This is a genomic window from Stutzerimonas kunmingensis (genome assembly GCF_021432085.1).
Taxonomy (GTDB): Bacteria; Pseudomonadota; Gammaproteobacteria; order Pseudomonadales; family Pseudomonadaceae; genus Stutzerimonas.
The window spans coordinates 3,457,467-3,482,347 of record NZ_CP090366.1; the positions used below are offsets into that span (position 1 = coordinate 3,457,467).

A 24,881-nucleotide genomic window follows, 5' to 3' on the forward strand; every position below is an offset into this window, starting at 1 on the left:
GCTCACCGCTCGATCAGCGCAATGCGCTTGTTGTACCAGTTCATCAGCAGCGAGATGCTGATGCTGATGGCCAGATAGACACTCATGGTGATGGCCATGGTTTCGATGGCCTGCCCGGTCTGATTGAGCACCGTGCCGGCGAATAGCGACACCATGTCCGGATAACCGATAGCAGCAGCGAGCGACGAGTTCTTTGCCAGGTTCAGGTATTGGCTGGTCAGCGGCGGCACGATCACCCGCAACGCTTGCGGCACGATCACCAGCCGCAATACCTGGCCTGGGCGCAACCCAAGCGAAGCGGCGGCTTCGGTCTGGCCATAGCTGACCGACTGAATGCCTGAACGCACGGTTTCGCCGATGAACGCCGCGGTATACACCGACAACGCCACCACGATCGAAACCAGCTCCGGGATCACCACCCAACCACCGCGAATGTTGAAGCGCTGCAACTCCGGCACTTCCCAAGTGAAAGGTACGCCTGCAATGAAGGTCATCAGCCACGGGATCGCCAGAAACAACCCAAGGCTGGTCCAGAACACCGGAAACATCTGCCCGGTGGCATGCCGACGCGCCCGAGCCCAGCGATTGAGCAAGACCACGGCCACCAGCGCCACGAGCAACGCCAGCCAGAATGCCCAGAAGCCATCGGCGGCGCTGGGTGCCGGCATCTGCACGCCACGGTTGTTGACGAACACCGCATCCCATAGGCTCAGGCTGTTGCGCGGCCCAGGCAACGGGCTGATCACAGCGAAGTAGACGAAGAAGATCAGCAGCAACGGCGGGATATTGCGGAATATCTCGATGTAGAGCGTCGCCAATTGACGGATCAGCCAGTTGCTCGAGAGGCGTCCCACACCGAGGATGAACCCCATCACCGTTGCGAGAAATATCCCGATGACGCTGACCAACAGCGTATTGAGCAGCCCGACCCAGAAGACGCGACCGTAAGTGTCGCTCTCGCTGTAGTCGATCAGGTGCTGGGATATGCCGAAGCCGGCGGCGTTCTCGAGGAAACCGAAGCCGGAGGTAATGCCGCGATGGGCAAGGTTGGTCTGGGTATTGTGAAAAAGGTACCAGCCGAATGCTACGACGGTGATTACAGCCAGAATCTGAAACAGCCAGGCGCGTGCCCGAGGGTCGGTCAATAGCGACCCGCCAGCCGGCCTAGGATTGTCGATGGTTCGCATCGAATGTCCTCATACCGCACCGCCGGCGCGTTGTGCGCGCCGGCGGCACTTCTCCCTTTGGAAAACGGGGCCGGTGTAGCCGGCCCCGCTTGGTCAACGTACCGGCGGGGCGTACTGCACGCCGCCGTTGTTCCACAGGGCATTGAGGCCACGTTCGATCTTCAGCTCGCTGCCGGCGCCGACGTTTCGATCGAAGATCTCGCCATAGTTACCGACCTGCTTGACGATCTGCACCGCCCAGTCCTTCGGCAGCTTCAGATCCTTGCCATATTCCCCCTCCACACCCAGCAGGCGGGCGACGTCAGGGTTCTTGGTGCTCTTGGCCTTTTCTTCGACGTTTGCCGAAGTGATGCCCAATTCCTCGGCGTTGAGCATGGCGAACAAGGTCCAACGCACGATATCGAACCATTCCTCATCGCCTTGGCGGACCGCCGGGCCGAGGGGCTCCTTGGATATCACTTCGGGTAGCACTACGTAGTCATCAGGCTTTGCCAGCTTGATGCGCTGGGCGTAGAGCTGCGACTGGTCGGAAGTGAGCACGTCGCAGCGGCCCGACTCCAGTGACTTGGCGCTTTCATCCGAGGTGTCGTATGTGATGGGGGTGTACTTCAGGTTGTTGGCGCGGAAATAATCGGAGAGATTGAGTTCGGTAGTCGTGCCTGCCTGAATGCAGACAGTCGCGCCATCCAGCTCCTTGGCACTTTTGACACCCAGCTCCTTGTTCACCAGAAAGCCTTGACCGTCGTAATAGGTCACGCCGGTGAAATTCAGGCCCATCGCCGCATCACGCGAGCTGGTCCAGGTGGTGTTGCGCGACAGCATGTCCACTTCACCGGATTGCAGCGCGGTGAAGCGCTCCTTGGCGGTCAACGGACTGTACTTGACCTTGCTGGCGTCACCGAACACGGCGGCGGCCACCGCGCGACAGACATCCACGTCGATCCCCAGGTATTGCCCCTTTGCATCGGCGTAGGAAAAGCCCGGAAGGCCATCACTGATACCGCACTGCACGAATCCTTTCTTCTGCACTGCATCGAGGGTCGCCCCCGCTTGCGCCAGCCCGCTGATTCCCAGCAGTGACGCTGCACCCAGCGCAGCCAGTGTGGATTTCACCCTAATCATCGAAACCTCCAGTTTGCTTTCTTATTCTCGGGTTCGGGCCTGTTGCCCCTCGATGCGTAACCGGCAGCAGCGAAGCGGCGCAGCCTGACCTGAGTCTAGTCGTCCGTGGATGATCGGCAATGTTCTTTGTGCCATTACCTCGACTCGCTCATGCGAGCCGTTCCCTTCTGAGTCGAACTGAACTTAGCAAGGCGCGTACCAGCTCATCCGGCAATGATGATGGATACGCCAGGTTGCGGGTTCTATCGAAGTGCGCGAGCGGGTAACCTCGCGCCACTCCCTCGCCGGCGGCACGTAATGCCCCAAGACGAGGCAACTTGCCCCCAACTGGAGCCGATCTATGAGCGAACCGTTGATCCTCGAACCCAATGGCATTGCCGATGCGTGCATCATCTGGCTGCATGGCCTGGGCGCTGATCGCTATGACTTCCTACCTGTGGCCGAAGCGCTGCAGCAGAAGCTTCATAGCGCTCGCTTCGTTCTGCCGCAGGCACCGACGCGTCCGGTAACCATCAACGGTGGCTGGAGCATGCCCAGCTGGTACGACATCCTGGCCATGAGCCCAGCCCGCGCGATCGATCGCGAGCAACTCGAGGCATCAGCGCAACAGGTCATCGGTCTGATCGAAGCACAGCGTGACGCGGGCATCGATCCGGCACGCATCTTTCTCGCCGGCTTCTCCCAAGGCGGCGCGGTGGTGCTGCATACGGCATTTCTGCGCTGGCAGGGCCCGCTGGGCGGCGTCATCGCACTGTCCACCTATGCCCCGACATTTGCCGAGCGCCTCGAGCTTTCCGATGATGTCCGGCGCTATCCGGCGCTATGCCTGCATGGCAGCCGCGATGATGTAGTGCCGCCTGCGATGGGCCGTGCCGCCTATCAGTGCCTGCACGACGCCGGCGTCAACGTCAGCTGGCGCGAGTACCCGATGAGCCACGAGGTGCTCCCGGAGGAAATCCGCGACATCGGCAACTGGCTCGCACCTTTGCTTGGCGAAAATGCCGCCTCCTGAGCACCAGCTCCGGTTGCCTATTCATCAAAGGAAGGATGAGCGGTGCGCTTGACCGTCCGCCACCTGGCAGGCTCAAGCGCGGTCGGCATCCTGCCACGCTTGAACCTGGCATCAGACACAGCCATGCCCCAAGGCCCTGACCAGGCCCGCGCGGTATCACACAACAGTACGTCAGGCGCGAGTGCGCCCGCTGGAAGCCAAGCCTTCCCGTGCGCGAGGCTTCGCCATGCATGCGTCTTGCATTACACTGGCGCGCGACACTTTCCTAATAAATGACGAGAAGACCGTGCTCAAAGCACTCAAGAAAATCTTTGGCAAGGCACCGGATGTACGGGCCAGCGCAGCCGATGACGTGCTCGCCGCCGACCACGAGGGCCAACACAGCGCCCCTCAGCAAGCAACGACGCCTGATTCTCAACCCAAGTCGCAGACCGCTGAGCGCGCCGCCGAAAAGCCGCGCCGTCAACGCAGCAGCAAGCCGCCAAAACCCGCCGCTCCGGCGTGGAAGCTGGAGGACTTCGAGGTCGAAGCGGCCGAAGGCAAGACCCGCTTCCACGACTTCAAGCTCGCACCCGAGCTGATGCACGCAATTCATGACCTGGGTTTTCCGTACTGCACGCCGATCCAGGCCCAGGTGCTCGGCTATACCCTCGCCGGCAGAGACGCCATTGGCCGCGCCCAGACCGGCACCGGCAAGACGGCTGCGTTTCTCATCTCCACCATCACACAGCTGCTCGACACTCCACCGCCGCGGGACCGCTATATGGGCGAACCGCGCGCACTGATCATCGCGCCGACCCGTGAACTCGTGGTGCAGATCGCCAATGACGCGCTGGACCTGACCAAATACACCAACCTGAACGTGATGAGCTTCGTCGGCGGCATGGACTTCGACAAGCAGCTCAAGCTGCTGGAATCGAAATTCTGCGACATCCTGGTTGCCACACCCGGGCGCCTGCTGGATTTCAACCAGCGCGGCGAGGTGCATCTGGACATGGTCGAGGTGATGGTGCTGGATGAAGCCGATCGCATGCTCGACATGGGCTTCATTCCGCAGGTCCGCCAGATCATCCGGCAGACGCCGCCCAAGAGCGAACGCCAGACCCTGCTGTTCTCAGCCACGTTCACCGATGACGTGATGAACCTGGCGCAGCAGTGGACGACCAACCCCGCCGTGGTCGAGATCGAGCCGGAAAACGTCGCCAGCGACACCGTCGAGCAACACGTATTCGCCGTGGCTGGCAGCGACAAGTACAAGCTGCTGTACAACCTGATCACCCAGAATGACTGGACGCGGGTGATGGTCTTCGCCAACCGCAAGGATGAAGTGCGGCGCATCGAGGAACGCCTGACCCGGGACGGCATCAGCGCCGCGCAGATGTCCGGCGACGTGCCGCAGCACAAGCGCATCCGCACGCTGGAAGGTTTCCGCGAGGGCAAGATTCGGGTACTGGTGGCGACCGATGTCGCCGGTCGAGGCATCCATGTCGACGGCATCAGCCACGTGATCAACTTTACGCTGCCGGAAGATCCGGATGACTACGTGCACCGCATCGGCCGCACCGGCCGTGCCGGCACCAGCGGCACGTCGATCAGCTTCGCCGGCGAGGACGACTCCTTCGCCCTGCCGCCGATCGAAGCGCTGATTGGCCGCAAGATTCAGTGCGAAATGCCGCCGGCGGAACTGCTCGCCCCGGTCCCTCATTCGCGCTGAGCCTATTGGGCGCGGCATTCGCCGCGCTCCTGCGACCGTCACTCGCCTCCTCCATCAATGACCTGAATCAGGCCTCAACAGAGGTCAAGCGGCTAGAGTGGTAGCTAGATCGGAAATCGAGGAGACATCGATGGACAGCATGCACTGGCTACTGTCGCTAATCGTCACCGGCTTCATCCTGCTCTGCGTAGGTTTCAACTACCGGGACCGGGACTGGGGCGTGGGCCTTCTTGGCCTGGGCGTGCTCACCATGTTCTCGACGCTGGCCTTCAAGATGTACATCACCTTCTATTGACGGCTCAGTCGTTCTCGCTCCAACGCTCAGCCGCGACCTGATCACTCGCGCGGCCCTCCACCCAGCGTGGCCCGGACGGCGTGGTTTCCTTCTTCCAGAACGGCGCCCGCGTCTTCAGGTAGTCCATCACAAAGCGACAGGCGTCGAAGGCAGCGTCGCGATGGGCGCTCGCCGCGCCGACGAAGACGATCGGCTCACCTGGCTCCAGGGGCCCGACGCGATGCAGCACGTCGAGCCGCAATAATGGCCAGCGCTGCTCCGCCTCGATAATGATTTTCTCCAGTGCCTTTTCGGTCATCCCCGGCGCATGTTCGAGGAACATTCCGGCGACATCCTGCCCATCATTGAAATCCCTTACGTAACCGACGAACCCGGCGACCGCGCCAATCCCCAGGTTGGCCGCATGCAGCGCATTGAGTTCGGCCCCCGGATCGAACGCTGCCGTCTGTACACGAACCGCCATGCTCAGCCTCCGGTCACGGTGGGAAAGAAAGCGACTTCATCGTCATCGGTGATCGGCTCATCGAGACCACAGAGCTCCTGATTACGGGCACACATCAGGTTCTGCTCGGCAAGCACCTCCCAGACACCGCCCCGCGCAAGCAGCTGCTGGCGCACGTCATCCACGTTGGCGAGCGAAGCATCCCACTGCAGGCGCTCGCCATCAGTGCCCAGGGTTTCGCGATAACGGGCAAAGAACTGGACGGTAATCATGCCGGCACCTGCCAGTGACCGCTCTTGCCGCCGAGTTTTTCCAGCAGGCGCACGCCTTCGATGACCATGCCGCGATCCACGGCCTTGCACATGTCGTAGATGGTCAGCGCAGCGACGCTGGCAGCGGTCAACGCTTCCATCTCGACACCTGTCTGCCCGGCCAGCTTGCAGGCAGCGCGAATCAGTACGCAGTCTTCACCATCCGCCTGCAGCTCGACCTTGATGCTGGTGAGCAGCAGCGGATGACACAGCGGAATCAGTTCGTAGGTCTTCTTTGCCGCCTGGATGCCGGCGATGCGCGCCACGGCGAAGACATCGCCCTTGGGATGACCACCCTGCTGGATCATTTGCAGGGTCTGCGGCAGCATGCGCACGCGGGCCTCGGCCACGGCTTCACGCGCGGTCACGGCCTTGTCGGTGACGTCGACCATGCTGGCCCGGCCTTGGGAATCGAGATGGGTGAGCATTCGGCGCTCCTGATCGGAAAATCACGAGTCTACCGCAGCCGCCGGCGATGAACCCGCCCCCGTAAGAGGTACTACCGGGCCATCGCCGCACGCGTCTCGGCTACATGTGCGCTTCGGCGTACTCGGCCAGCACCGAACGCGGCACGCCCTGCAAGGTGATGTGCACACCGTGGGAGAAATCCTTGAAGCGCTCGGTCAGGTAAGTAAGCCCCGAACTGGTCGCGGACAGATAAGGCGTGTCGATCTGCGCCAGATTGCCCAGACAGACCACCTTCGAGCCGTTGCCCGCGCGGGTGATGATGGTCTTCATCTGATGCGGCGTGAGGTTCTGGCATTCGTCGATCAGGATCAGGCTCTGCTGGAAGCTGCGACCGCGGATGTAGTTCAGCGATTTAAACTGCAGCGGCACCTTTTGCAGGATGTAGTCGATGCTGCCGTGGGTGTTCTCGTCCTCCATGTGCAGCGCTTCGAGGTTATCGGTGATTGCACCCAGCCACGGCTCCATCTTCTCGGCCTCGGTGCCGGGCAGAAAGCCGATGTCCTCGTCCAGCCCCTGTACGCTGCGGGTGGCGATGATGCGCCGGTAGCGCTTGCTGACCACGGTCTGCTCGATGGCCGCAGCCAGCGCGAGGATGGTCTTGCCCGAACCGGCGGCACCGGACAGGTTGACCAGATGGATATCCGGGTCGAGCAAGGCGAACAGCGCCAATGCCTGATGGATGTCCCGCGGGCGCAGGCCCCAGGCCTCCTGATGCAGCAGCGGCTCCTGATGCAGGTCGAGCAGCAGCAGCTCATCGGCCTTGATGCCCTTGATCCAGCCGACAAAGCCCTGTTCGTCGATGATGAACTCGTTGATGTGTACCGCGGGAAGGTTGTCGGTCAGCTGCACGCGGTGCCAGGTGCGCCCATGCCCCTGATGGGTCTCGACCTTGCTCACGCGATCCCAGAACGAGCCGCTGACGCTGTGATAGCCGGGGGAAAGCTGGCCGACGTCATCGACCAGCTGATCGGTATGGTAATCCTCCGCCGCTACGCCACAGGCACGCGCCTTCAGGCGCATGTTGATGTCCTTGGTCACCAGCACCACAGGCAAGCCTGGACGCCGTCTGCTCAGCTCGACCACCTGATTGATGATCTTGTTGTCGTTCAGATCCTCCGGCAACGCGCTGGACTCGCCACGCTTGCTCATGAGGATCGAAAGACTGCCGGAAGGCCCGCCCTTGCCGCGCTGGATCGGCACGCCGAGCTCGACCTCTTCCGGCGTGGCGTCACCGAGCAGCTTGTCGATCAAGCGGATTGCCTGACGACACTCGGCTGCGACGCTGTGCTTGCCAGCCTTGAGCTGGTCGAGTTCCTCCAGCACGGTCATCGGGATGGCGACCTGATGTTCCTGGAAGTTCAGCAAAGCGTTGGGATCGTGGATCAGTACATTCGTGTCGAGGACGTAGAGCGTGGGCTGGGTCGCGCGAGGTCTGCCGTAGTCATCCATACCGATCACCTTCTTCTGGGGCCAGAAACGAAGAGCCAAAAGCGCTTCGCTGCACAGTAACCGCCATGCGATTCAGGTGAGCGGACGAGGGTAGCCGGTGGATTCGGGGCTGCCCAGGAGCCGCCACCTGTGTCGCAGGGTTCGGCGGTCTGAATTCGGTAATACCGTAAAAGTTATGACAGACAAAAGACTTTTCCGTTGAACTCGGCTTTTTTTCACGAATCGACCAAACGGCCTTGGCGCGCGTATTTCAGCCGCGCTATTGTCGATGATCAAGGTGCGCGCTTTCGTCGCAGCGATTCACTTCCACGGTGATGTGCACCAGCTGTGGGAAGCCCTGCAACGCAGCCTTGTAGTGGTCGGCGGTGTGCGCCTGATGCGTCACCAGGCTCAGGATGCAGCTGTATTGCGACCGCCCTACCCGCCACAGATGCAGATCGGCGACCTCGGTATCCGGCACCTCCTGCAGCGCTTCCCGAACCCTGTGCACCAGCGGATCATCCATCTCCCGATCGAGCAGCACCTTGGCGGTATCGCGCAACAGGCCGCGCGCCCATACAAGGATCACCAGCGCGCCGACGATACCCATCACCGGGTCCAGCCAGCTCCAGCCGAAGAACTTGCCGCCCAGCAGCGCGATGATCGCAGCCACCGACGTCAGCGCATCGGTCAGCACATGGATGAAGGCGGCGTGCCGATTCAGGTCCTTGCCACCCGAAGCGTGTTCATGCTCATGCGCATGCTCGTCGTGACCGTGACCGTGACCGTGACCGTGACCGTGACCGTGGTCATGCTGATCCCGCAGCAACCAGGCGGACAGCAGATTCACCAGCAAGCCGATCACGGCGACCATCAAAGCTGCATCGAAACCGATCGCGACCGGCGACCAGAGCCGCGACAGCGATTCGCCGATCATGAACAGCGCCACGACGACCAGCAGCAAGGCGCTGGTGAAACCGGCCAGCACCTCGATCTTCCAGGTTCCGAACGCGAAACGCTGGTCCGCCGCGTAGCGCCGAGCCAGCAGATACGCCAACGCCGCCAGGCCGATGGCTACCATGTGCGAGGCCATATGCCAGCCGTCCGCCAGCAACGCCATGGAGTTGAACCAGTAACCGGCGATGATCTCCACCAACATGGTCAAGCCGGTCAGAATGACCACCGCCCAGGTCTGACGCTCGGAGTTGCGCTCCAGCGGACGGTAGTCGTGAGGTGGTTGCCATTGCGCATGATTGCAGCCAGACATACGAACTCCTTGATTGACGCCTTCCAGCTTGTGCCTTGCCACGCGGGGAAGGTCAACCGTTGCCTATGGCCGCCATAGCTGGAGCCGCTCCGCTCGTACCCCTACAATCGCGCCATCAGACAGGAGACCCGTACATGCTGATGGTGATTTCCCCCGCCAAGACGCTCGACTATGAAACACCCCCGATAACCGAACGCTTCACTCAGCCTCAGTACCTGGAGCACTCGCAACTGCTGATCGACCTGTTGCGCGATTACTCGCCAGCGCAGATCAGCGAACTCATGCACCTTTCCGACAAGCTGGCCGCCCTGAACGTCGCGCGCTACGGCAGTTGGTCGGCTGAATTCACGCCGGAGAATGCCAAGCAGGCACTGCTCGCCTTCAAGGGCGATGTCTACACCGGTCTGAGCGTCGAGGATTTCACCGAGAGCGACCTGCTGTTCGCACAGGAGCATCTGCGCATGCTGTCGGGGCTTTACGGCCTGTTGCGCCCGCTGGACCTGATGCAGCCGTATCGGCTGGAAATGGGCACCAAACTGGCCAATCCGCGCGGCAAGGATCTGTACGCATTCTGGGGCGAGCGCATCACTGGCTGGCTGAACGAGGCGCTTGTCGAGCAGGGTGACGATGTCCTGCTGAATCTGGCCTCCAACGAGTACTTCAGCGCGGTCAAACGCAAGGCGCTGAACGCACGAGTCATCAACGTCGACTTCAAGGACATGAAGAACGGCCAGTACAAAATCATCTCGTTCTACGCGAAAAAGGCACGAGGCCTGATGGCCCGCTGGGTGATCAAGGAACGCATCGGCAACCCTGATCAGCTGCCAGAGTTCGACTACCAGGGCTACCGCTACAGTCGGGATGACTCGACCCGCGACCGCTTGGTATTCCTGCGCGACGCCGCCGACCAGTAAAACGCAATGCCGGCGGCAGAGCCCGTACGGGCTCTACCGCTGCCCTCAGCGACTCCATTAGCGGGTCCGCCCAGCACGTCCCACTGCCTCTACCAAGACCTCCCGATCAACCGTCCGCATTGCCCTGGGCAGATGAGCGCACCTTGAATCCGTTCGCAAAAACTGGCCGATCAACGGTTGCCGAGGCGGGAACTATCCAGCGTGGCTCGCAATCATAAGCGCGTACCGACAATTCCAGGTGGAAAGGGAAGTCGCACATGAACGTGCATTGGGTCATCAATTTCGCAGATCGCTCCGTTCGAGATCGTCAGTCGATCTTGGCGGTAGCGCAACTTCAGACGGCGATACGGCTGATTATCCAGCCCACAGCCGCGGCGTCGAGCAGAGCCTACGCGGCATCTGACACGGCAAACGCCGAGCAAGGCACGAACAGAGGGTTACGGCCATGCAAGCGCATCACTCCCGCTCGACCGACAGGTGCCACACACCGCGCGCGACGATGGCGCTCCTCAGTAGCGCGCCAAACGCCGACCACGAGCGCCCGGTGCAGATGACCATGATCGACATCTCGCCCGATACACATGCGGCCTGAACGGCCACGGTGCGACATCCAGGCGATTAACCAGACAGCAGATTTCAATCTCGAGGCATGCCTTGGGACAGAGTGGATTTCGTCCAGCCAACTGGCGATTCCTCCGACAAAGAACAGTAACAACCCAGGCGCGGCCAAGAGGCCGGCGTCACCGGACAAGTAGAACGACCTTCGAAACGATTCAGGAGAAGCAATATGATCCCGGTTATTCTTTCAGGCGGTAGCGGCTCCCGACTGTGGCCCCTTTCCCGCAAGTCGTTCCCCAAGCAGTTTCTTGCCCTGACCGGCGAGCAGACGTTGTTCCAGCAGACCGTCGAACGCCTGGCGTTCGATGGCATGCAGCAACCGCTGCTGGTCTGCAACAAGGACCACCGTTTCATCGTCAAGGAGCAGCTGGCCGCGCGCAAGCTCGGCGTTCAAGGCCTTCTGCTCGAGCCTTTCGGTCGTAACACCGCACCGGCCATTGGGATCGCGGCGATGAAGCTGGTTGAAGAGGGGCGCGACGAGCTGCTGCTAGTCCTGCCGGCCGACCATGTCATCGAAGACCAGAAGGCCTTCCAGCGCTCCCTGGCACTGGCGACCAATGCCGCGGAAAACGGCGAGATGGTTCTTTTCGGTGTTCCCCCAACCCGTCCTGAAACCGGTTTCGGTTATATCAAAGCCAGCCAGGACGCCAATCATGGTCTGCCCGATGGCATCAAGCGCGTGGCGCAGTTCGTCGAGAAGCCGGATGAGGCTCGCGCCCAGAGCTATCTGGAGTCAGGTGACTATTTCTGGAACAGCGGCATGTTCCTGTTCCGCGCCAGCGTGTTCCTGGAAGAACTGAAGAAGCACGATCCGGACATCTACGATACCTGCTCGCTCGCCCTGGAGCGCAGCGTGAAGAACGGCGAAGAAGTGCTGATCGACCCCGCCACCTTCGCCTGTTGCCCGGACAACTCCATCGACTATGCAGTGATGGAAAAGACTCAACTGGCTTGCGTAGTGCCCATGTCGGCTGGCTGGAGCGATGTCGGCTCCTGGTCTTCGATCTGGGATGTGCACGAGAAGGACGAGAACGGTAACGTCCTCAAGGGCGACGTGATCGCCGAAGACTCGCGCAACTGCCTGGTACACGGCAACGGCAAACTGGTCACCGTGCTCGGCCTGGAAAACATCGTGGTGGTGGAGACCAAGGACGCCATGATGGTTGCCCACAAGGACAAGGTGCAGGACGTCAAGAAGCTGGTCAGCAAGCTCGACACTCAGGACCGCAGCGAAACCAAGAACCACTGCGCCGTGTACCGCCCTTGGGGCTGGTATGACTCGGTGGACATGGGTGGCCGCTTCCAGGTCAAGCGTATCTGCGTGAACCCAGGGGCCAGCCTCTCCCTGCAGATGCACCACCATCGCGCCGAGCATTGGATCGTTGTTTCCGGTACCGCTCAGGTCACCTGCAACGACAAGACTTTCCTGCTCACCGAAAATCAGTCGACTTATATCCCGATCACGTCAGTGCATCGCCTGGCCAACCCCGGGAAAATTCCGCTGGAGATCATCGAAGTCCAGTCCGGCAGCTATCTGGGTGAAGACGACATCGAGCGCTTTGATGACGTTTACGGCCGCGCCGAACAGAGCAACGAAGCCAAAGTTGCCCGTTAATGTTCGCCAAGTAACGAGAGGAAAGCCCGCTTCGGCGGGTTTTTCTTTGCTCGATTTCTGGCTCTGTGCGTACCTGAAAGCGCATACTTGCGGAAATCCGTGTAGCGCCTTGCCGCAAACGTAGTGTCAATGCCGCAGATAACCTGGTTTTTTTGAACTACTGCTCGAATCTGCCGCCTGCCACGTAATTGCTTAAACCTTTTCAGTTGACCTCCAGTCTCACGCACATAAGCTCGACTCTGTTGCAACTGAAAACTTCGGTTACAACCAAAGACGCGTCATTCATTTTCAGAGGCGTCTTAATTCAAACTAGAAAAACAGGATCCTTACGTGACGAAAGACGAACTGCGCGCCGAACTTGAGCGCCAGGCGCAGCGCTTTACCAATGTCTATGGTGGTGAAATTACGACTTACGCGGCTGAACGCGAACCCGAGCGCAAGCCGTGGCGCAAGAAACCCACTGTGCTTGATCAAGTGTTTCAGCGGGAACTGCAGAAGCTCGAACAGGAAAAACATGCCGATTGTGAAAGCGCGGCAACTGGGCAAGCCTGATCCTGACCTCCGTGCAGGTCAGGAAGTCAACTAGCGCAGCCAATACAAACAGCAGTAGTGAACTGAAGAGCGCCGATAAGTCAGCGCTTACCGCCGAGTAACGAGCCGAGCAACCCTCTGGCCAACTGACGCCCCAACTGACTGGCAGCCTGGCTCAACGCACTTTTGACGACTCGTCCGGCCAGATCCCCCAGATCGCTGCCTGCACTGCTCTTGCCTCGCGCAGGCTTCTCGACCGGACGCTCAGCCTCCTCGACTGCCTGCATGGCCCGAGCACTCAGTATTTCGTAGGCCGACTCACGGTCGACGGGCTTGTCATAACGGCCACGCAAGCTGGACCTCGCGATAAGCTGCATGCGCTCAGCTTCACTCAGCGGCCCCACTCGCGACTGTGGCGGCGCGATCGAGACTCGCTGCACCATCGCCGGCGTGCCTTTCGCCTCGAGCCCACCGACCAGGGCCTCGCCGATGCCCAACTGGGTCAGCACATCCAGCGTCGCAAAGTTCGGGTTCGCACGAAATCCGTCAGCCACCGAGCGCAGTGCTTTCTGCTCCTTGACGGTGTATGCCCGCAAACCATGCTGGATTCGCAGCCCCAGCTGCGCCAGTACCTGGTCAGGCAGATCGGCTGGGGACTGAGTGACGAAATAGACGCCAACACCTTTCGAACGAATCAGCCGCACCACCTGCACCAGCCGCTCCTGCAACGCCTTGGGCGTATCGCCAAACAGAAGGTGCGCCTCATCGAAGAACAGGACCAGCAAAGGCCTGTCGGCATCGCCCCGCTCCGGAAGCTGCTCGAAGAGTTCGGCAAGCAGCCATAGCAGGAAGGTCGCATAAACCTTGGGCGCCTCATGCACCAGTACGCTGGCATCGAGCAGATGGATGGGACCTCGGCCGTCCGCCGCGGGGTGCAACAGATCCTCGAGTTGCAGCGCTGGCTCACCGAACAGCGCCTCGGCGCCCTGCTGTTCGAGCGTTGCCAGGCGCCGCAGCAGGGCCTGTGACGATGCACCGGTGAACAATGCACTGTCGTCGCCGAGCAACTGCGGCTCAGCCTTGAGGTGCGCCAACAGCGCCTTGAGGTCCTTCAGATCGAGTAACAGCAGGCCTTCGCGGTCTGCCACCTTGAACGCCGCGTACAAAGCGGCCTGCTGGCTGTCGGTGAGCTGCAGCAGGCTTCCCAGCAGCAGCGGCCCCATCTCGCTCAACGTAGTACGCAGCGGATGGCCGCTACGACCATGCACGTCCCACAGGGTTACCGGGTACGCCTGCGGCTGATGGTCCAGCCAGGGCATGCTGGCGATCCGCTCGGCGATCTTGCCCTGCGGTGCACCGGCAGCACCCAGGCCACAGAGATCGCCCTTGATGTCGGCAGCGAACACGGCAACTCCGGCATCGCTGAACTGCTCGGCCAGACGTTGCAAGGTCACTGTCTTACCGGTGCCGGTGGCTCCGGCAATCAACCCGTGCCGATTGGCCAGGCGCAGGGATTGGCTGTTCGGTTCACCCGTCGCATCAGCGCCGAGTACCAGACGATCGATTGCAGCCTTCATCAACCCGCCTCCTTGTCGTGCTCGCGCGCTCCGGATGGGGCGCTCTCGTCGGCCGTCGATGCACTCGATTGCCGACCTGCATTGCCCTGCTCAGCCTGAAGCTCGGCCCATAGCGCTGCGGCATCGGCGAACTCGGCGCCCTGCTCGGGCGACAGCGCCTCAGGATCGTATCGCTGTGTACAACCACTGCCGATGATGGGCGGCGCCTTGGCCGCGGCACGCTCGAGGGGATCGGTCACAGATGCTCCCGGATGTCAGTTGAACACCATCGTCTTGTTGCTGTGTACCAGCACACGGTCTTCCAAGTGATAGCGCAGGCCGCGAGAAAGCACCATCTTCTCTACGTCCTTGCCGAGCCGGACCATGTCCTCGATGCTGTCGCGATGGCTCACGCGCACCACGTCCTGTTCGATGATCGGGCCGGCGTCGAGCTCCTCGGTTACATAGTGACAGGTGGCGCCGATCAGCTTCACGCCGCGCAGCGAGGCCTGGTGATAGGGCTTGGCGCCGACGAAGGACGGCAGAAAGCTGTGATGGATGTTGATCACGCGCTGGGCGAACTCGTCGCACAGCTCGGACGGCAAGATCTGCATGTACCGCGCGAGCACAATCACATCGGCGCGCTGCTCGCGGACCAGGCGGGTGACTTCGGCGAACGCCTCCTGCTTATTGGCGGGGTCGACCGGCACGTGAATGTAGGGAATGCCATGCCATTCGACCATGCTGCGCAGGTCGTCATGGTTGGAAATCACGCAGGGAATGTCGCAGTCCAGCTCGCCGCTGTGCCAACGGTGCAGCAGATCGGCCAGGCAGTGGGATTCGCGACTGGCCATCAGCACCACGCGTTTGCGTTGCTCGGAGTCGGTGACTCGCCACTCCATTGAAAACTCACGAGCGATCGGAGCGAACGCCTGACGGAAACCGTCCAGATCGAAAGGCAGTGAGTCCGCGCGAATCTCGTGACGCATGAAGAACCAACCGCTCTGGTGATCCGAATGATGGTTGGCTTCAGTGATCCAGCCGTTGTAAGTGGCAAGAAAGTTACTGACCTTGGCAACAATGCCAACGCCATCGGGACAGGCAATGACCAGCCTGAAAGTGCGCATCAACGGTTACTCCGACTCAATGGGAAATGCGGCATTCTAGCCCAGCAGACAAAAGCACAGCCATCGCCATTAAGATCGAGGCGCAGCGCCAACTATGCGCGATGACGCAAACGGCGCGGCTCGCAGTCATCGGTTTGTTATGCAAAGCATAAAAACCAATCGAAAAAACTTGTCCGATAAAACAGGCTTTCCGCTTGATTTAAGCCTGCGCATAGCTGCAATAGCAGCTCTTAGCCTGCGTCACATATCCTTTCAAATAGTAGTGTGGCTTTTTTACAAGGCTATATTTACTTGCGGATTACGCAGGACTATGATTGCTGCCACTTGCGTTCAAACCTATCCCAAGGAAGTCATATGTCACTTATCAATGAGTATCGCGCTACTGAAGAAGCCATCAAGGAACTTCAAGAGCGCCTGAAGTCGCTGTCCGAAGACGACAAGCTGAAAAAGGAACTGGAATTCGAAGGCAAGCTGCGCGAACTCATGGGTGAATACCAGAAGTCCCTGCGCGACATCATTGCCCTGCTCGATCCGGAAGCCTCTCGCAACAGCAAGAGCCCTCGCGCTGCAAAAGCTCCCGCGACCAGCAAGCGCGCCCGCCGCGTGAAGCAATATAAAAACCCACACAGCGGTGAAGTGATTGAAACCAAAGGCGGCAATCACAAGACCCTGAAAGAATGGAAAGCCCAGTGGGGCTCCGACACCGTGGAAAGCTGGGCCACCCTTCTCGGCTAAGCGGCTACGGTTTATAACGAACGCCGTTTCTCGACATTAATCATTGATGTCGGGAAACGGCGTTTTTATTTGTGCTGCACTCTTCCTTCCCCGCTCGATTCAGGCGTGGCGCACAAACATACGCCCTCCCCAAGAGTTAATTGCTCAAGCGGTAACGCTCACGCAACCCCTGACCGTACTCGCGCCATTGCTGCAACAGTTGCCGTTGTGCCGGCGTGGCGCCGATCATGAATTGCTCGATATCCGACTCGAACTGCACGAGGGTGTTGGGCGCGCCACATGCCCCATCACTCAGCCGCTGTTGGCAGAACTGACGCCATTGCGCTTGCTCGTCGACGGATAACGCTTCAGGAAAGTTACGCGCGCGGTAACGAAACAACAGCTCGTCGAGGCGCGCATCATCGAATCGGAATGGCTGTTTCGCCAGCTCCGCAGGTGACAGGCTACGGACCTGGTCGCACAGCCGCCGGTCGCGGTCCCCGAGAAAACCGTCATACAGCTGCTGCTCCGGATCATCAGTGCCAGCGAAGCGGTCTTCGCGATAGATGTCTTCGAGCTTGGTGCTCCAGATCTGCCGCTGCTCTCGAAGCATCGCTGCACGCTCATGGCAAACCGGCATATCCAGACCAAGGCGCTGGATGTCTTGCGTGCGCAAAACCTTGAGCGGCGCCACCACGGGACACTTGTTGACGTGCACCAGCTTCAAGGGCACCGGCAACTCGCCATCGGCGAGCTGGTCACGTCGGGTATACAGGCGCTGACGCAGCGTTTCAGCCGTTTCCTGCAAGAGCGGCTCCGGTCCGGCCTGCAGATCGCAGACGATCAGCGCATTGCGATTGCGCGGGTGCCAGCCCAGCGGCAGGACCACCGAGAGAAAATGCCGTGCAGCGGAGAAGCGGCCGGACACGTGCACCATGGGTTCCAGCAACCGGATCTGCTCAAGCACCGCCTGCTTGCGGCGCAGGTTGTAGAGATAGTCGTACAGCCGCGGCTGCCGATCACGAACGAGTCTGGCCAGGGCGATGGTCGCGCGCACATCGGATAGCGCATCGTGCGCGTTCAGATGTTCCAGCCCGTTGGCCACACTCAGTCGTTCGAGCTTGAGCGTTACCCGCCCCTCCTCTTCAGGCCAGACCAGGCCTTCCGGGCGCAGAGCATAAGCCGTGCGTACCAGATCGATCAGATCCCAGCGGCTGTTGCCGCCCTGCCATTCACGGGCATAGGGATCGTAGAAGTTGCGGTACAGGCTGTAGCGCGTCACCTCGTCGTCGAACCGCAGGCTGTTGTAACCGGCGCCGCAGGTGCCAGGCAACGACAGCTGTTGATGCAGACGATGAATGAATTCGGCCTCGCACAAGCCCTTCTGTTCGAGGGTCGCGGGGGTGATCCCAGTGACCAGGCAGGCCGCCGGATGCGGAAGGATGTCGTCGGAGGGACGGCAATAGATGTTCAGCGGCTCGCCGACTTCCTCGAGCGCCTCGTTGGTGCGGATACCCGCCACCTGCAACGGACGGTCGCGGCTGGGCGAGATTCCTGTGGTTTCGAAGTCGTACCAGAAGATGCTTGAATTCACGGGAGAGTCCTTCTCGATCAGCGCGGCAGTCTATCAGCCAGGGCGGCACATCGTCGTGTGCGTCGCCCGATCTGCCCACGCAGCATTGGGTATGCGAACGACATCCTGCAAAGGAGCAGGCACTTCGCCATAATCACACCCCTCCGGCTTGCCCTCCGCTCAGACGACTCAGGCGCATTGCCGCAGCGGCACTTGCCGCATAGCATCGACCTTTGCCTGCCTCAGACGACTTTACCCTTGCCTTCAGCTCTCGACCGACCATCGCTGCTCGACAATAGCCATCGCGTGGAGACGCCCGAAGGCATCGATCTACTCCTGCGTCCGGCCGGGCTCGTACCGCGCGCGCTGGCCTTTGCCATCGACCTGGCGATCCGTGCCGCCATCCTGCTAGCCCTCTTCATCATCCTGGGGATGCTGGGCAATTTTGGTATCGGTCTTGGGACGCTGCTGCTGTTCCTCGTGCAATGGTGGTACATGGTGCTCTTCGAAGTACTGAACCAGGGACGTACGCCTGGCAAGTACTGGCTGGGTCTGCGAGTAGTGCATGACGATGGCACGCCGGTCGGCTGGACCTCCTCGCTGACGCGCAACCTGCTGCGCTTCGTCGATATGCTGCCGTTCGGCTATTTTCTCGGCGCACTGAGCTGCCTGGGCCACCCTGCCTTCAAGCGTCTCGGCGATCTCGCCGCAGGGACGTTGGTGGTCTACCGGGAAAGACCACAAGCGCGCCCGACGCTGCCGGAGGTGGAAGCTGCCAAACCGCCTTTTGCGTTAAGTCTCGATGAGCAACGCGCTCTTATTGCCTTCTCCGAGCGTCATGCCAGTCTTTCTGCCGAACGGCGTCTGGAGCTGGCTTCGATCCTTGCCGAACCGCTGGCGGTTACCGGTGAGAACGCCGAGGCAAAGATCCATGGCATCGCCCGCTCACTGGTAGGCGCGCCATGAAGCAGGCCACCTTCGAACGCCAGCATCACGCCGACTGGCATGACTTCATCAGCCAGCTGGACGCGCTGGAGCGTGGCAAGCCAAGTCCCAGCCAGGCCAGCGACTTCCCCGCCGCCTACCGCCGTCTTTGCCAACACCTGGCGCTGGCCGAATCGCGCGGCTACAGCAGCCAGCTGATCGATCAGTTGCGCCAGCTCGCCCTGCGCGGCCATCAGCAGCTCTATCGGCACCGCAGTCCATTGCTGGGGCGACTGCTCGGGTTCATCACCGGTGGCTTCGCCCGCGCGGTCCGTGAGCAGTGGCGTTACGTACTGGCAGCAAGCCTGCTGTTCTACGGCAGCCTGCTCGGCATGGCCGCTTTGGTCTTCGCCTTCCCGGAGCTGGTGTTCAGCATCCTGCCGCCGGACCAGGTCACACAGATGGAGCAGATGTACGACCCGGACGCCAGCCGCCTGGGTCGCTTCGCCGAGCGGGGCTCGGGCGACGACTGGCTGATGTTCGGCTATTACGTGATGAACAATATCGGCATCGCATTCCAGACGTTCGCCAGCGGGCTGCTGTTCGGCCTGGGTACGCTGTTCTTCCTGCTGTTCAATGGCCTGACGATCGGCGCCGTCGCGGGCCACCTGAGCGCCATCGGCTACCACCAGCCGTTCTGGTCGTTCGTTATCGGCCATGGCGCGTTCGAGCTGACCGCCATCACCCTTGCCGGCGCCGCGGGGCTGCAGCTCGGCGTATCGCTAGTGGCGCCGGGGCGCCTGACCCGCGCAGAGGCGCTGCGTCAGGCCGCCAAGCGAGGCATCCAGCTGGTCTGCGGGGCCACCCTGTTCTTGCTGATCGCTGCCTTTGTCGAGGCCTACTGGTCATCCATGACCCTGACCTCGCCCATGATCAAGTACATCGTCGGCGCGCTGCTCTGGCTGATCGTGGCCGCTTACTTCGCCTTTGCCGGGAGGGCGCAGCATGCAGCTGAGTGATGCCAGCGTCTCGATCCGCCCGCGCAGTCCATGGGAGGCGCTGGACCTCGGCACCCTGCTCGCCAGGCGCCACGCGAAGCTGCTGATGACGACCTGGGCGACCGTGACGCTGCCGCTTTTCGGCCTGATCAGTCTGCTGCTGTGGCAGCACCCAAGTCTGGCGCTGCTGCTGTTCTGGTGGCTCAAGCCCCTGTACGAGCGCTTGCCGCTGCATATCCTGTCCAAAGCACTGTTCGGTGAAACACCAGATTTCCGAGAGAGCCTGCGGGCCTTCCCCGGCCTGCTGCGGCCACAGCTGTTGGCCAGTCTCACCTGGCGTCGCCTGAGCACGACGCGCAGCTTCGATCTACCAGTGCAGCAGCTCGAGGGGCTCGACGGCAAAGCACGCAAGCAACGCCTGCTCACGCTCAGTCTGTGCAGCGGCCGCGCGCCCAGCTGGCTGACCGTGGTCGGCGTGCATCTGGAAGGCGCGCTCTGGCTCGGCCTGCTCGGCGTGCTGTATTTCCTGCTGCCGGCGCAGCTGGTACAGCGCTGGAACTGGGAGGATGTGCTCGGGCTGAGCGCCGAATGGCTCTGGCTGGAACACCTGTCCAATCTGCTCTATGCGCTGGTGCTCATCGTCTGGGAGCCTATCTATGTCGCCTGTGGCTTCAGCCTCTATCTCAATCGACGCACTCATCTGGAGGCGTGGGACATAGAGCTGGCCTTCCGTCGACTGCGCCAGCGCCTGCTCAGCGCTGCACCAGCGGTGCTGCTTGCCTGTGGCCTGTTGTTTTGGCCGGCAGCGCACGATGCCTGGGCAGCGGCGCCAACGGCCGACACAGCGCAACAGGGCCCGGAAACCGAGCGTCTGCTGAATCAGCCACTGACCAGCGAGACGGCCCGCGAACGAATCGACGCGCTGCTCGACCAACCGCCCTTTCAGCACCGGGAGACGGTCACCCGTTGGCGCTTTGGTGCGCAAGACAGCCCGCAGGAGCCCGGTGCTCTGGCACGCCTGCTCGAACGCCTGCTGCAGGGTGGCTCGCTGTGGGAAAGCCTGGAAAGTCTGGCGCAGGCACTCGAAGTGCTACTCTGGACCGCACTGGCCTTGCTGGTCGCGCTTCTGCTGTGGCGCTACCGCGACTGGCTGCAGACTTTCGGCAGCCGCATACAGCTGCCGGCCAGGCGCCGCCAACCTGCACCCGCGCAGCTGTTCGGCCTCGTCGTCGCGCCCGAAAGCCTGCCAAACGACGTTGCCAGCGAGGCCGAACGACTCTGGCAGCAGGATCCGCGCGCATCTCTGGCACTTCTCTATCGCGGTTTGCTCAGCCGCCTGCTGCATGATTTCCAGCTGCCGTTGAAGGCGGCGCATACCGAGGGCGAGGTGCTGGCGCGCGTGCGACAGCTTCAGCGCGAACCGCTGTCGCGCTTTGCCGAGCAACTTACGCAGCATTGGCAGCACCAGGCCTACGGGCACCGGAACGCCGAAGACGTGGTCCGCGACGAACTGTGTGCCGGCTGGCGCGCGCTGTTTGCCGAGGAGCCGAGGCCATGAACCGACTCCGCCCTCGCCTGCTCGCCGCGGCCGCGGTCCTGCTGATCGGGCTGCTGGTCATCTGGTTGGCCGGCAAGCTGCAATCCTATGAGGACGTCGTCGAGCACGGCCCGACCCCGGAGGCGCGCAGCAACACATACCTGGCCGCCGAACTGTTCCTGCGCGGCCTCGGCCTGCAGGTCGTGCATCAGGAAGGCATCGCCGGACTTGAGACACTGCCCACCTCTGGCCAGACGCTGCTCCTGCTAGGTGACCGCGGCAACCTGACCCCGCGGCAGACCGAGCGTCTGCTGGACTGGGCAAACGCCGGCGGCCATCTGGTCGTGGTTGCAGAGCGACTGTGGGATGAAGAGACCGGCAAAAGCGGCGACCTGCTGTTCGACCGGCTCAATCTGCAGCAGTACGCAGCTGACGATCTGGACGATGATGCGCAGACACCGCAGTCATCCACCGCCGAACAGCATCCGCAGCTGACCAAGCTGTATCTGGAGAATGAAAGTGCGCCGGCCTATCTGGCCTTCGATACCGACTTTCACCTCTATGATGCCGACAATCGCGCCCACGCCTGGGCCAACAGCGCAGGCGCCACGCACATGCTGCAACTGCAGCACGGTGACGGGCTGATCACCGCCCTGACCGATAGCTGGATCTGGCAGAACCGCAACATCGATCAGTACGACCATGCCTGGCTGCTCTGGTATCTGACTCAAGACAGCGCGGTGACTCTGGTGCACCGCAGCGAACACGACGGCTTGCTCGCACAGCTGCGCCGCCATTTCCCCGAACTTCTCACCGTGCTGGGCCTACTTGTGGCGTTCGCGCTCTGGCATGCCGGCCAACGCTTCGGCCCACTGCAGGCTCCGCTCAACCCGGCGCGTCGCCAGCTGCAGGAACACCTGCGTGGGTCGGCGGAGTTCCTGCTGCGCCATGGTCGCCAGCACAGTCTGCTGCAGCCGCTGCAACAGGACATCCAGCGCCGAGCGGGGCAACGTCATCCGGGCTTCGAGCAGCTTCCGCCGAATGCCCAGCTGCCACTGCTCGCCCGTCTCTCCAGCCTGCCGATCGCCAGCATCGAGCTGGCCATGCGCCCACTGCCGCAGCAACGTCTGTCGGCCACCGAATTCACCCGACAGGTCGCCCACCTGCAAACCCTCAGGAACGCGCTATGAGCGAACACATCCCAGATTCCGGCAACCCTGCTCCGGCCTCCAACCCGGTGAGCCAGCGCCTGCGAGCCAGCCAGCTCGCCCAGGCGCTGCGCGACGAGCTGCACAAGGCGGTGATCGGCCAGGACGACGTCATCGATGGCGTTCTGACCGCGTTGATCGCCGGCGGCCACGTGCTCATCGAAGGCGTGCCGGGACTGGGCAAGACACTGCTGGTACGGGCGCTGGCGCGCTGCTTCGGCGGCGAGTTCTCGCGCATCCAGTTCACCCCCGACCTGATGCCCAGCGACGTCACCGGCCATGCCGTCTACGACATGCAGAGCGAGCAGTTCAAGCTGCGCAAGGGGCCGGTGTTCACCAACCTTCTACTGGCCGATGAAATCAACCGTGCGCCAGCCAAGACTCAGGCCGCGCTGCTCGAGGTGATGCAGGAACGCCAGGTCACCCTGGAAGGCAAGGCCCTGGCGGTTCCGCAACCGTTTCTGGTCATGGCCACGCAGAACCCGATCGAACAGGAAGGCACCTACCCACTGCCGGAAGCCGAGCTCGACCGCTTCATGCTGATGTTGCGCATGGACTACCCGCAGGCGAACGAAGAGCTGGAGCTGGTACGCCAGGTCACCCGCTCGGCACGCGCCGACATGCTCGACGTCAGCGCCCTGCGCCAGCTGGTACAGGCCCGGGATGTGCTGGCCCTGCAGAAGATTGCCAGCGAACTGCCGCTGGACGATCAGGTACTGGACTATGCCGTGCGCCTTGCCCGCACCACTCGCAGCTGGCCGGGGCTGGCGCTGGGTGCCGGCCCCCGCGCATCGATCGCGCTGGTTCGTGGTGGTCGCGCCAGAGCGCTGCTGCGCGGCGGCGAGTTCGTCACGCCTGATGACATCAAGGGTTGCGCGCTGGCGGTACTGCGTCACCGGGTGCGCCTGTCGGCAGAGCTGGACATCGAGGGACTGTCGGTGGACCAGGTGCTGCAGCAGCTACTCGATCAGGTCGCGGCGCCACGCGCATGACGCCATCCCGTCGCCTGCTCGTTGCGCTGGCCGCGCTGGTGCTCGTGGCCGTTCCTCTTGGCGTTCTCGCCGCGTTCGGCGTCGAAGCCGGGCACTGGCAGTCCGCCTGGTGGGGCCTGTTGCTGGCGCTGGGTACGGTGACATCGCTCGACGCCTTCGCCCTGAGGCGACTGCCGTCGCCTGCGCTGCAACGCAGCCTGTCGGGAAATCTGCCACTGGGCCACTGGAGCAACGTGCAACTGCTGGTGCGCAACGCACATTCCCGCGCTATCGAGCTGGAGCTGTTCGACCACGTGCCTGAGGGCATGAGCTTCGAACAGCTGCCGCAACGCATGCGCCTGCAGCCCGCCGAACATTGCCAACTCGACTACCGTCTGCGCCCGACCCGCCGCGGCCAGTTCGTCTTCCAGCACTGCGATCTTCGCCTGGCCAGCCCGTTGGGCCTCTGGCGCAGCAGACGCCTGCTTGAGCTTGTCGACGGAACCCGGGTGTATCCCGACTTCGCTCGGTTGCACGGAGCCAGCCTGCAGGCGATCGACGTCTGGTTGAATCGCCTCGGCGTCCGCCAGCAACCGCGCCGCGGGCTGGGGCTGGAATTTCACCAGCTACGCGAGTTCCGCGAGGGCGACACCCTGCGGCAGATCGACTGGAAAGCCACGGCGCGGGCACGCATGCCGATTGCCCGCGAATATCAGGACGAGCGCGACCAGCAGATCGTGCTGATGCTCGACTGCGGTCGGCGTATGCGCAGCCAAGACGCCGAACTCACGCACTTCGACCATGCCCTCAACGCTGCCCTGCTGCTGGCCTATGCCGCGTTGCGCCAGGGCGATGCCGTGGGCGCCTGCACCTTCGCCAGCGCACAGCCGCGTCACGTCACCCCAGCCAAGGGCCAACAGCAACTTCACGTGTTACTGAACGGTCTTTACGACCTGCAGCCCACCCAGCAGCCCGCAGACTACGGCGCAGCGGTCGATCGGTTGCTGGCCCGGCAACAGCGCCAGGCACTGGTTATCGTTCTGAGCAACCTGCGCGATGAGGACGATGCCGAGCTGCACGGGGCGCTGAAGCGGCTCTCACGCAGACATCGGGTGTTGCTGGTGAGCCTGCGCGAAGAAGTCCTGGACCAGCTGCGCCTGCGGCCGGTGCAGAGCCTGGACGACGCGCTCGACTACTGCGGCGCCCAGGACTACCTGAACGCCCGCCAGGCGCTGCACAAGCGCCTGGCGGCCCATGGCATGCCGGTACTCGACGTCCAGCCTTGCGATCTGGGGCCGGCACTTATCGGGCGTTATCTGGCGTGGAAGAAAACCGGGACGCTGTGAGCG

The 24,881-nt window shown here is 62.1% G+C and carries 24 protein-coding genes; 13 read left to right on the forward strand and 11 right to left on the reverse strand.

The window, feature by feature from the left end:
- Positions 1–2: 2 nt before the first annotated feature.
- Positions 3–1,187, reverse strand: coding sequence for an amino acid ABC transporter permease (locus tag LW136_RS16395; RefSeq protein WP_044313811.1), 1,185 nt, complete (start codon positions 1,185–1,187; stop codon positions 3–5).
- A gap of 93 nt (positions 1,188–1,280) precedes the next feature.
- Complete coding sequence (locus tag LW136_RS16400) at positions 1,281–2,309, reverse strand: amino acid ABC transporter substrate-binding protein (protein ID WP_045666765.1); 1,029 nt, start codon at positions 2,307–2,309, stop codon at positions 1,281–1,283.
- Between the two features lie 340 nt (positions 2,310–2,649).
- Between LW136_RS16400 and LW136_RS16405 the strand changes: the two genes are divergently transcribed.
- From LW136_RS16405 to LW136_RS16415, 3 genes are all read left to right on the forward strand, one after another.
- A complete protein-coding gene (locus LW136_RS16405; protein ID WP_044315516.1) occupies positions 2,650–3,321 on the forward strand; it encodes an alpha/beta hydrolase in 672 nt (223 codons plus the stop codon).
- Between the two features lie 286 nt (positions 3,322–3,607).
- Positions 3,608–5,035 carry an ATP-dependent RNA helicase RhlB gene (rhlB, locus tag LW136_RS16410; protein WP_044315517.1) on the forward strand — a complete coding sequence of 476 codons (1,428 nt, stop codon included), beginning with the start codon at positions 3,608–3,610 and terminating at the stop codon, positions 5,033–5,035.
- 130 nt (positions 5,036–5,165) lie between these two features.
- Positions 5,166–5,330 carry a hypothetical protein gene (locus LW136_RS16415; RefSeq protein WP_162836514.1) on the forward strand — a complete coding sequence of 55 codons (165 nt, stop codon included), beginning with the start codon at positions 5,166–5,168 and terminating at the stop codon, positions 5,328–5,330.
- Positions 5,331–5,334: 4 nt separating this feature from the next.
- Here LW136_RS16415 and moaE read toward each other — a convergent pair whose 3' ends face one another.
- The 5 genes from moaE to dmeF all read right to left on the reverse strand — a co-directional run bounded on the left by moaE (position 5,335) and on the right by dmeF (position 9,246).
- On the reverse strand, positions 5,335–5,793 hold the full coding sequence (moaE, locus tag LW136_RS16420) for a molybdopterin synthase catalytic subunit MoaE (RefSeq protein WP_044315518.1): 459 nt from the start codon (positions 5,791–5,793) through the stop codon (positions 5,335–5,337).
- Between the two features lie 2 nt (positions 5,794–5,795).
- Positions 5,796–6,044, reverse strand: coding sequence for a MoaD/ThiS family protein (locus LW136_RS16425; protein ID WP_014821259.1), 249 nt, complete (start codon positions 6,042–6,044; stop codon positions 5,796–5,798).
- The gene (gene moaC / locus LW136_RS16430) at positions 6,041–6,511 is read right to left on the reverse strand and encodes a cyclic pyranopterin monophosphate synthase MoaC (protein WP_014821260.1); all 471 of its coding nucleotides are present in this window, start codon (positions 6,509–6,511) and stop codon (positions 6,041–6,043) included. The genes LW136_RS16425 and moaC overlap by 4 nt, the downstream gene beginning before the upstream one ends.
- A gap of 100 nt (positions 6,512–6,611) precedes the next feature.
- Entirely contained in the window at positions 6,612–8,000 is a 1,389-nt protein-coding gene (locus LW136_RS16435; protein ID WP_044315519.1) for a PhoH family protein, read from the reverse strand.
- Between the two features lie 259 nt (positions 8,001–8,259).
- On the reverse strand, positions 8,260–9,246 hold the full coding sequence (gene dmeF, locus LW136_RS16440; protein ID WP_261357720.1) for a CDF family Co(II)/Ni(II) efflux transporter DmeF: 987 nt from the start codon (positions 9,244–9,246) through the stop codon (positions 8,260–8,262).
- Positions 9,247–9,380: 134 nt separating this feature from the next.
- Between dmeF and yaaA the strand changes: the two genes are divergently transcribed.
- The 3 genes from yaaA (at position 9,381) to LW136_RS16455 (ending at position 12,945) form a co-directional block, all read left to right on the forward strand.
- Positions 9,381–10,160, forward strand: a complete 780-nt coding sequence (yaaA, locus tag LW136_RS16445; protein WP_044315521.1) for a peroxide stress protein YaaA — start codon at positions 9,381–9,383, stop codon at positions 10,158–10,160.
- 787 nt (positions 10,161–10,947) lie between these two features.
- Positions 10,948–12,393, forward strand: a complete 1,446-nt coding sequence (locus LW136_RS16450) for a mannose-1-phosphate guanylyltransferase/mannose-6-phosphate isomerase (RefSeq protein WP_234173202.1) — start codon at positions 10,948–10,950, stop codon at positions 12,391–12,393.
- Between the two features lie 330 nt (positions 12,394–12,723).
- Positions 12,724–12,945, forward strand: a complete 222-nt coding sequence (locus LW136_RS16455) for a hypothetical protein (RefSeq protein WP_014821265.1) — start codon at positions 12,724–12,726, stop codon at positions 12,943–12,945.
- 80 nt (positions 12,946–13,025) lie between these two features.
- On the opposite strand, the gene LW136_RS16460 is transcribed toward LW136_RS16455, so the two are convergent.
- From LW136_RS16460 to purU, 3 genes are read right to left on the reverse strand one after another with little or no spacing between them, the layout of a single operon-like run.
- Positions 13,026–14,501, reverse strand: coding sequence for a helicase HerA-like domain-containing protein (locus tag LW136_RS16460; RefSeq protein WP_234173204.1), 1,476 nt, complete (start codon positions 14,499–14,501; stop codon positions 13,026–13,028).
- Positions 14,501–14,740, reverse strand: coding sequence for a hypothetical protein (locus LW136_RS16465; protein ID WP_044315524.1), 240 nt, complete (start codon positions 14,738–14,740; stop codon positions 14,501–14,503). Before LW136_RS16465 ends, LW136_RS16460 begins: the two co-directional genes overlap by 1 nt.
- A 15-nt stretch (positions 14,741–14,755) precedes the next feature.
- Positions 14,756–15,607: a formyltetrahydrofolate deformylase gene (gene purU / locus LW136_RS16470; protein ID WP_023446811.1), complete on the reverse strand. Its 852-nt coding sequence runs from the start codon at positions 15,605–15,607 to the stop codon at positions 14,756–14,758.
- Positions 15,608–15,961: 354 nt separating this feature from the next.
- On the opposite strand from purU, the gene mvaT reads away from it, so the two are divergent.
- A complete protein-coding gene (gene mvaT, locus LW136_RS16475; protein WP_003303488.1) occupies positions 15,962–16,342 on the forward strand; it encodes a histone-like nucleoid-structuring protein MvaT in 381 nt (126 codons plus the stop codon).
- A gap of 136 nt (positions 16,343–16,478) precedes the next feature.
- Here mvaT and sbcB read toward each other — a convergent pair whose 3' ends face one another.
- Complete coding sequence (gene sbcB / locus LW136_RS16480; RefSeq protein ID WP_044315525.1) at positions 16,479–17,915, reverse strand: exodeoxyribonuclease I; 1,437 nt, start codon at positions 17,913–17,915, stop codon at positions 16,479–16,481.
- 237 nt (positions 17,916–18,152) lie between these two features.
- Between sbcB and LW136_RS16485 the strand changes: the two genes are divergently transcribed.
- Genes LW136_RS16485 through LW136_RS16510 form a run of 6 tightly spaced genes read left to right on the forward strand, consistent with a single transcriptional unit; the run spans position 18,153 to position 24,878 of the window.
- Positions 18,153–18,860, forward strand: coding sequence for an RDD family protein (locus tag LW136_RS16485; RefSeq protein WP_044315526.1), 708 nt, complete (start codon positions 18,153–18,155; stop codon positions 18,858–18,860).
- Positions 18,857–19,837 (forward strand): stage II sporulation protein M, encoded by a 981-nt coding sequence (locus tag LW136_RS16490; protein ID WP_044315527.1) that lies wholly within the window; start codon positions 18,857–18,859, stop codon positions 19,835–19,837. Before LW136_RS16485 ends, LW136_RS16490 begins: the two co-directional genes overlap by 4 nt.
- A complete protein-coding gene (locus LW136_RS16495) occupies positions 19,824–21,374 on the forward strand; it encodes a DUF4129 domain-containing protein (protein WP_044315567.1) in 1,551 nt (516 codons plus the stop codon). Before LW136_RS16490 ends, LW136_RS16495 begins: the two co-directional genes overlap by 14 nt.
- Entirely contained in the window at positions 21,371–22,543 is a 1,173-nt protein-coding gene (locus LW136_RS16500; RefSeq protein ID WP_044315528.1) for a DUF4350 domain-containing protein, read from the forward strand. Before LW136_RS16495 ends, LW136_RS16500 begins: the two co-directional genes overlap by 4 nt.
- Positions 22,540–23,553: an AAA family ATPase gene (locus tag LW136_RS16505; protein ID WP_044315529.1), complete on the forward strand. Its 1,014-nt coding sequence runs from the start codon at positions 22,540–22,542 to the stop codon at positions 23,551–23,553. Before LW136_RS16500 ends, LW136_RS16505 begins: the two co-directional genes overlap by 4 nt.
- Complete coding sequence (locus tag LW136_RS16510) at positions 23,550–24,878, forward strand: DUF58 domain-containing protein (RefSeq protein ID WP_044315530.1); 1,329 nt, start codon at positions 23,550–23,552, stop codon at positions 24,876–24,878. Before LW136_RS16505 ends, LW136_RS16510 begins: the two co-directional genes overlap by 4 nt.
- The last annotated feature ends 3 nt before the right edge of the window (positions 24,879–24,881 follow it).

What these genes read in the sequence shown, in the direction of transcription:
- LW136_RS16425 (WP_014821259.1), bottom strand. Translation starts at nt 6,044, where the DNA reads ATGATTACCGTCCAGTTCTTTGCCCGTTATCGCGAAACCCTGGGCACT.
- LW136_RS16435 (WP_044315519.1), bottom strand. Translation starts at nt 8,000, where the DNA reads ATGGATGACTACGGCAGACCTCGCGCGACCCAGCCCACGCTCTACGTC.
- dmeF (WP_261357720.1), bottom strand. Translation starts at nt 9,246, where the DNA reads ATGTCTGGCTGCAATCATGCGCAATGGCAACCACCTCACGACTACCGT.
- LW136_RS16490 (WP_044315527.1), top strand. Translation starts at nt 18,857, where the DNA reads ATGAAGCAGGCCACCTTCGAACGCCAGCATCACGCCGACTGGCATGAC.
- LW136_RS16405 (WP_044315516.1), top strand. Translation starts at nt 2,650, where the DNA reads ATGAGCGAACCGTTGATCCTCGAACCCAATGGCATTGCCGATGCGTGC.
- LW136_RS16500 (WP_044315528.1), top strand. Translation starts at nt 21,371, where the DNA reads ATGAACCGACTCCGCCCTCGCCTGCTCGCCGCGGCCGCGGTCCTGCTG.
- LW136_RS16505 (WP_044315529.1), top strand. Translation starts at nt 22,540, where the DNA reads ATGAGCGAACACATCCCAGATTCCGGCAACCCTGCTCCGGCCTCCAAC.
- LW136_RS16400 (WP_045666765.1), bottom strand. Translation starts at nt 2,309, where the DNA reads ATGATTAGGGTGAAATCCACACTGGCTGCGCTGGGTGCAGCGTCACTG.
- LW136_RS16415 (WP_162836514.1), top strand. Translation starts at nt 5,166, where the DNA reads ATGGACAGCATGCACTGGCTACTGTCGCTAATCGTCACCGGCTTCATC.
- LW136_RS16450 (WP_234173202.1), top strand. Translation starts at nt 10,948, where the DNA reads ATGATCCCGGTTATTCTTTCAGGCGGTAGCGGCTCCCGACTGTGGCCC.
- moaE (WP_044315518.1), bottom strand. Translation starts at nt 5,793, where the DNA reads ATGGCGGTTCGTGTACAGACGGCAGCGTTCGATCCGGGGGCCGAACTC.
- LW136_RS16460 (WP_234173204.1), bottom strand. Translation starts at nt 14,501, where the DNA reads ATGAAGGCTGCAATCGATCGTCTGGTACTCGGCGCTGATGCGACGGGT.
- moaC (WP_014821260.1), bottom strand. Translation starts at nt 6,511, where the DNA reads ATGCTCACCCATCTCGATTCCCAAGGCCGGGCCAGCATGGTCGACGTC.
- LW136_RS16495 (WP_044315567.1), top strand. Translation starts at nt 19,824, where the DNA reads ATGCAGCTGAGTGATGCCAGCGTCTCGATCCGCCCGCGCAGTCCATGG.
- mvaT (WP_003303488.1), top strand. Translation starts at nt 15,962, where the DNA reads ATGTCACTTATCAATGAGTATCGCGCTACTGAAGAAGCCATCAAGGAA.
- LW136_RS16395 (WP_044313811.1), bottom strand. Translation starts at nt 1,187, where the DNA reads ATGCGAACCATCGACAATCCTAGGCCGGCTGGCGGGTCGCTATTGACC.
- yaaA (WP_044315521.1), top strand. Translation starts at nt 9,381, where the DNA reads ATGCTGATGGTGATTTCCCCCGCCAAGACGCTCGACTATGAAACACCC.
- LW136_RS16510 (WP_044315530.1), top strand. Translation starts at nt 23,550, where the DNA reads ATGACGCCATCCCGTCGCCTGCTCGTTGCGCTGGCCGCGCTGGTGCTC.
- purU (WP_023446811.1), bottom strand. Translation starts at nt 15,607, where the DNA reads ATGCGCACTTTCAGGCTGGTCATTGCCTGTCCCGATGGCGTTGGCATT.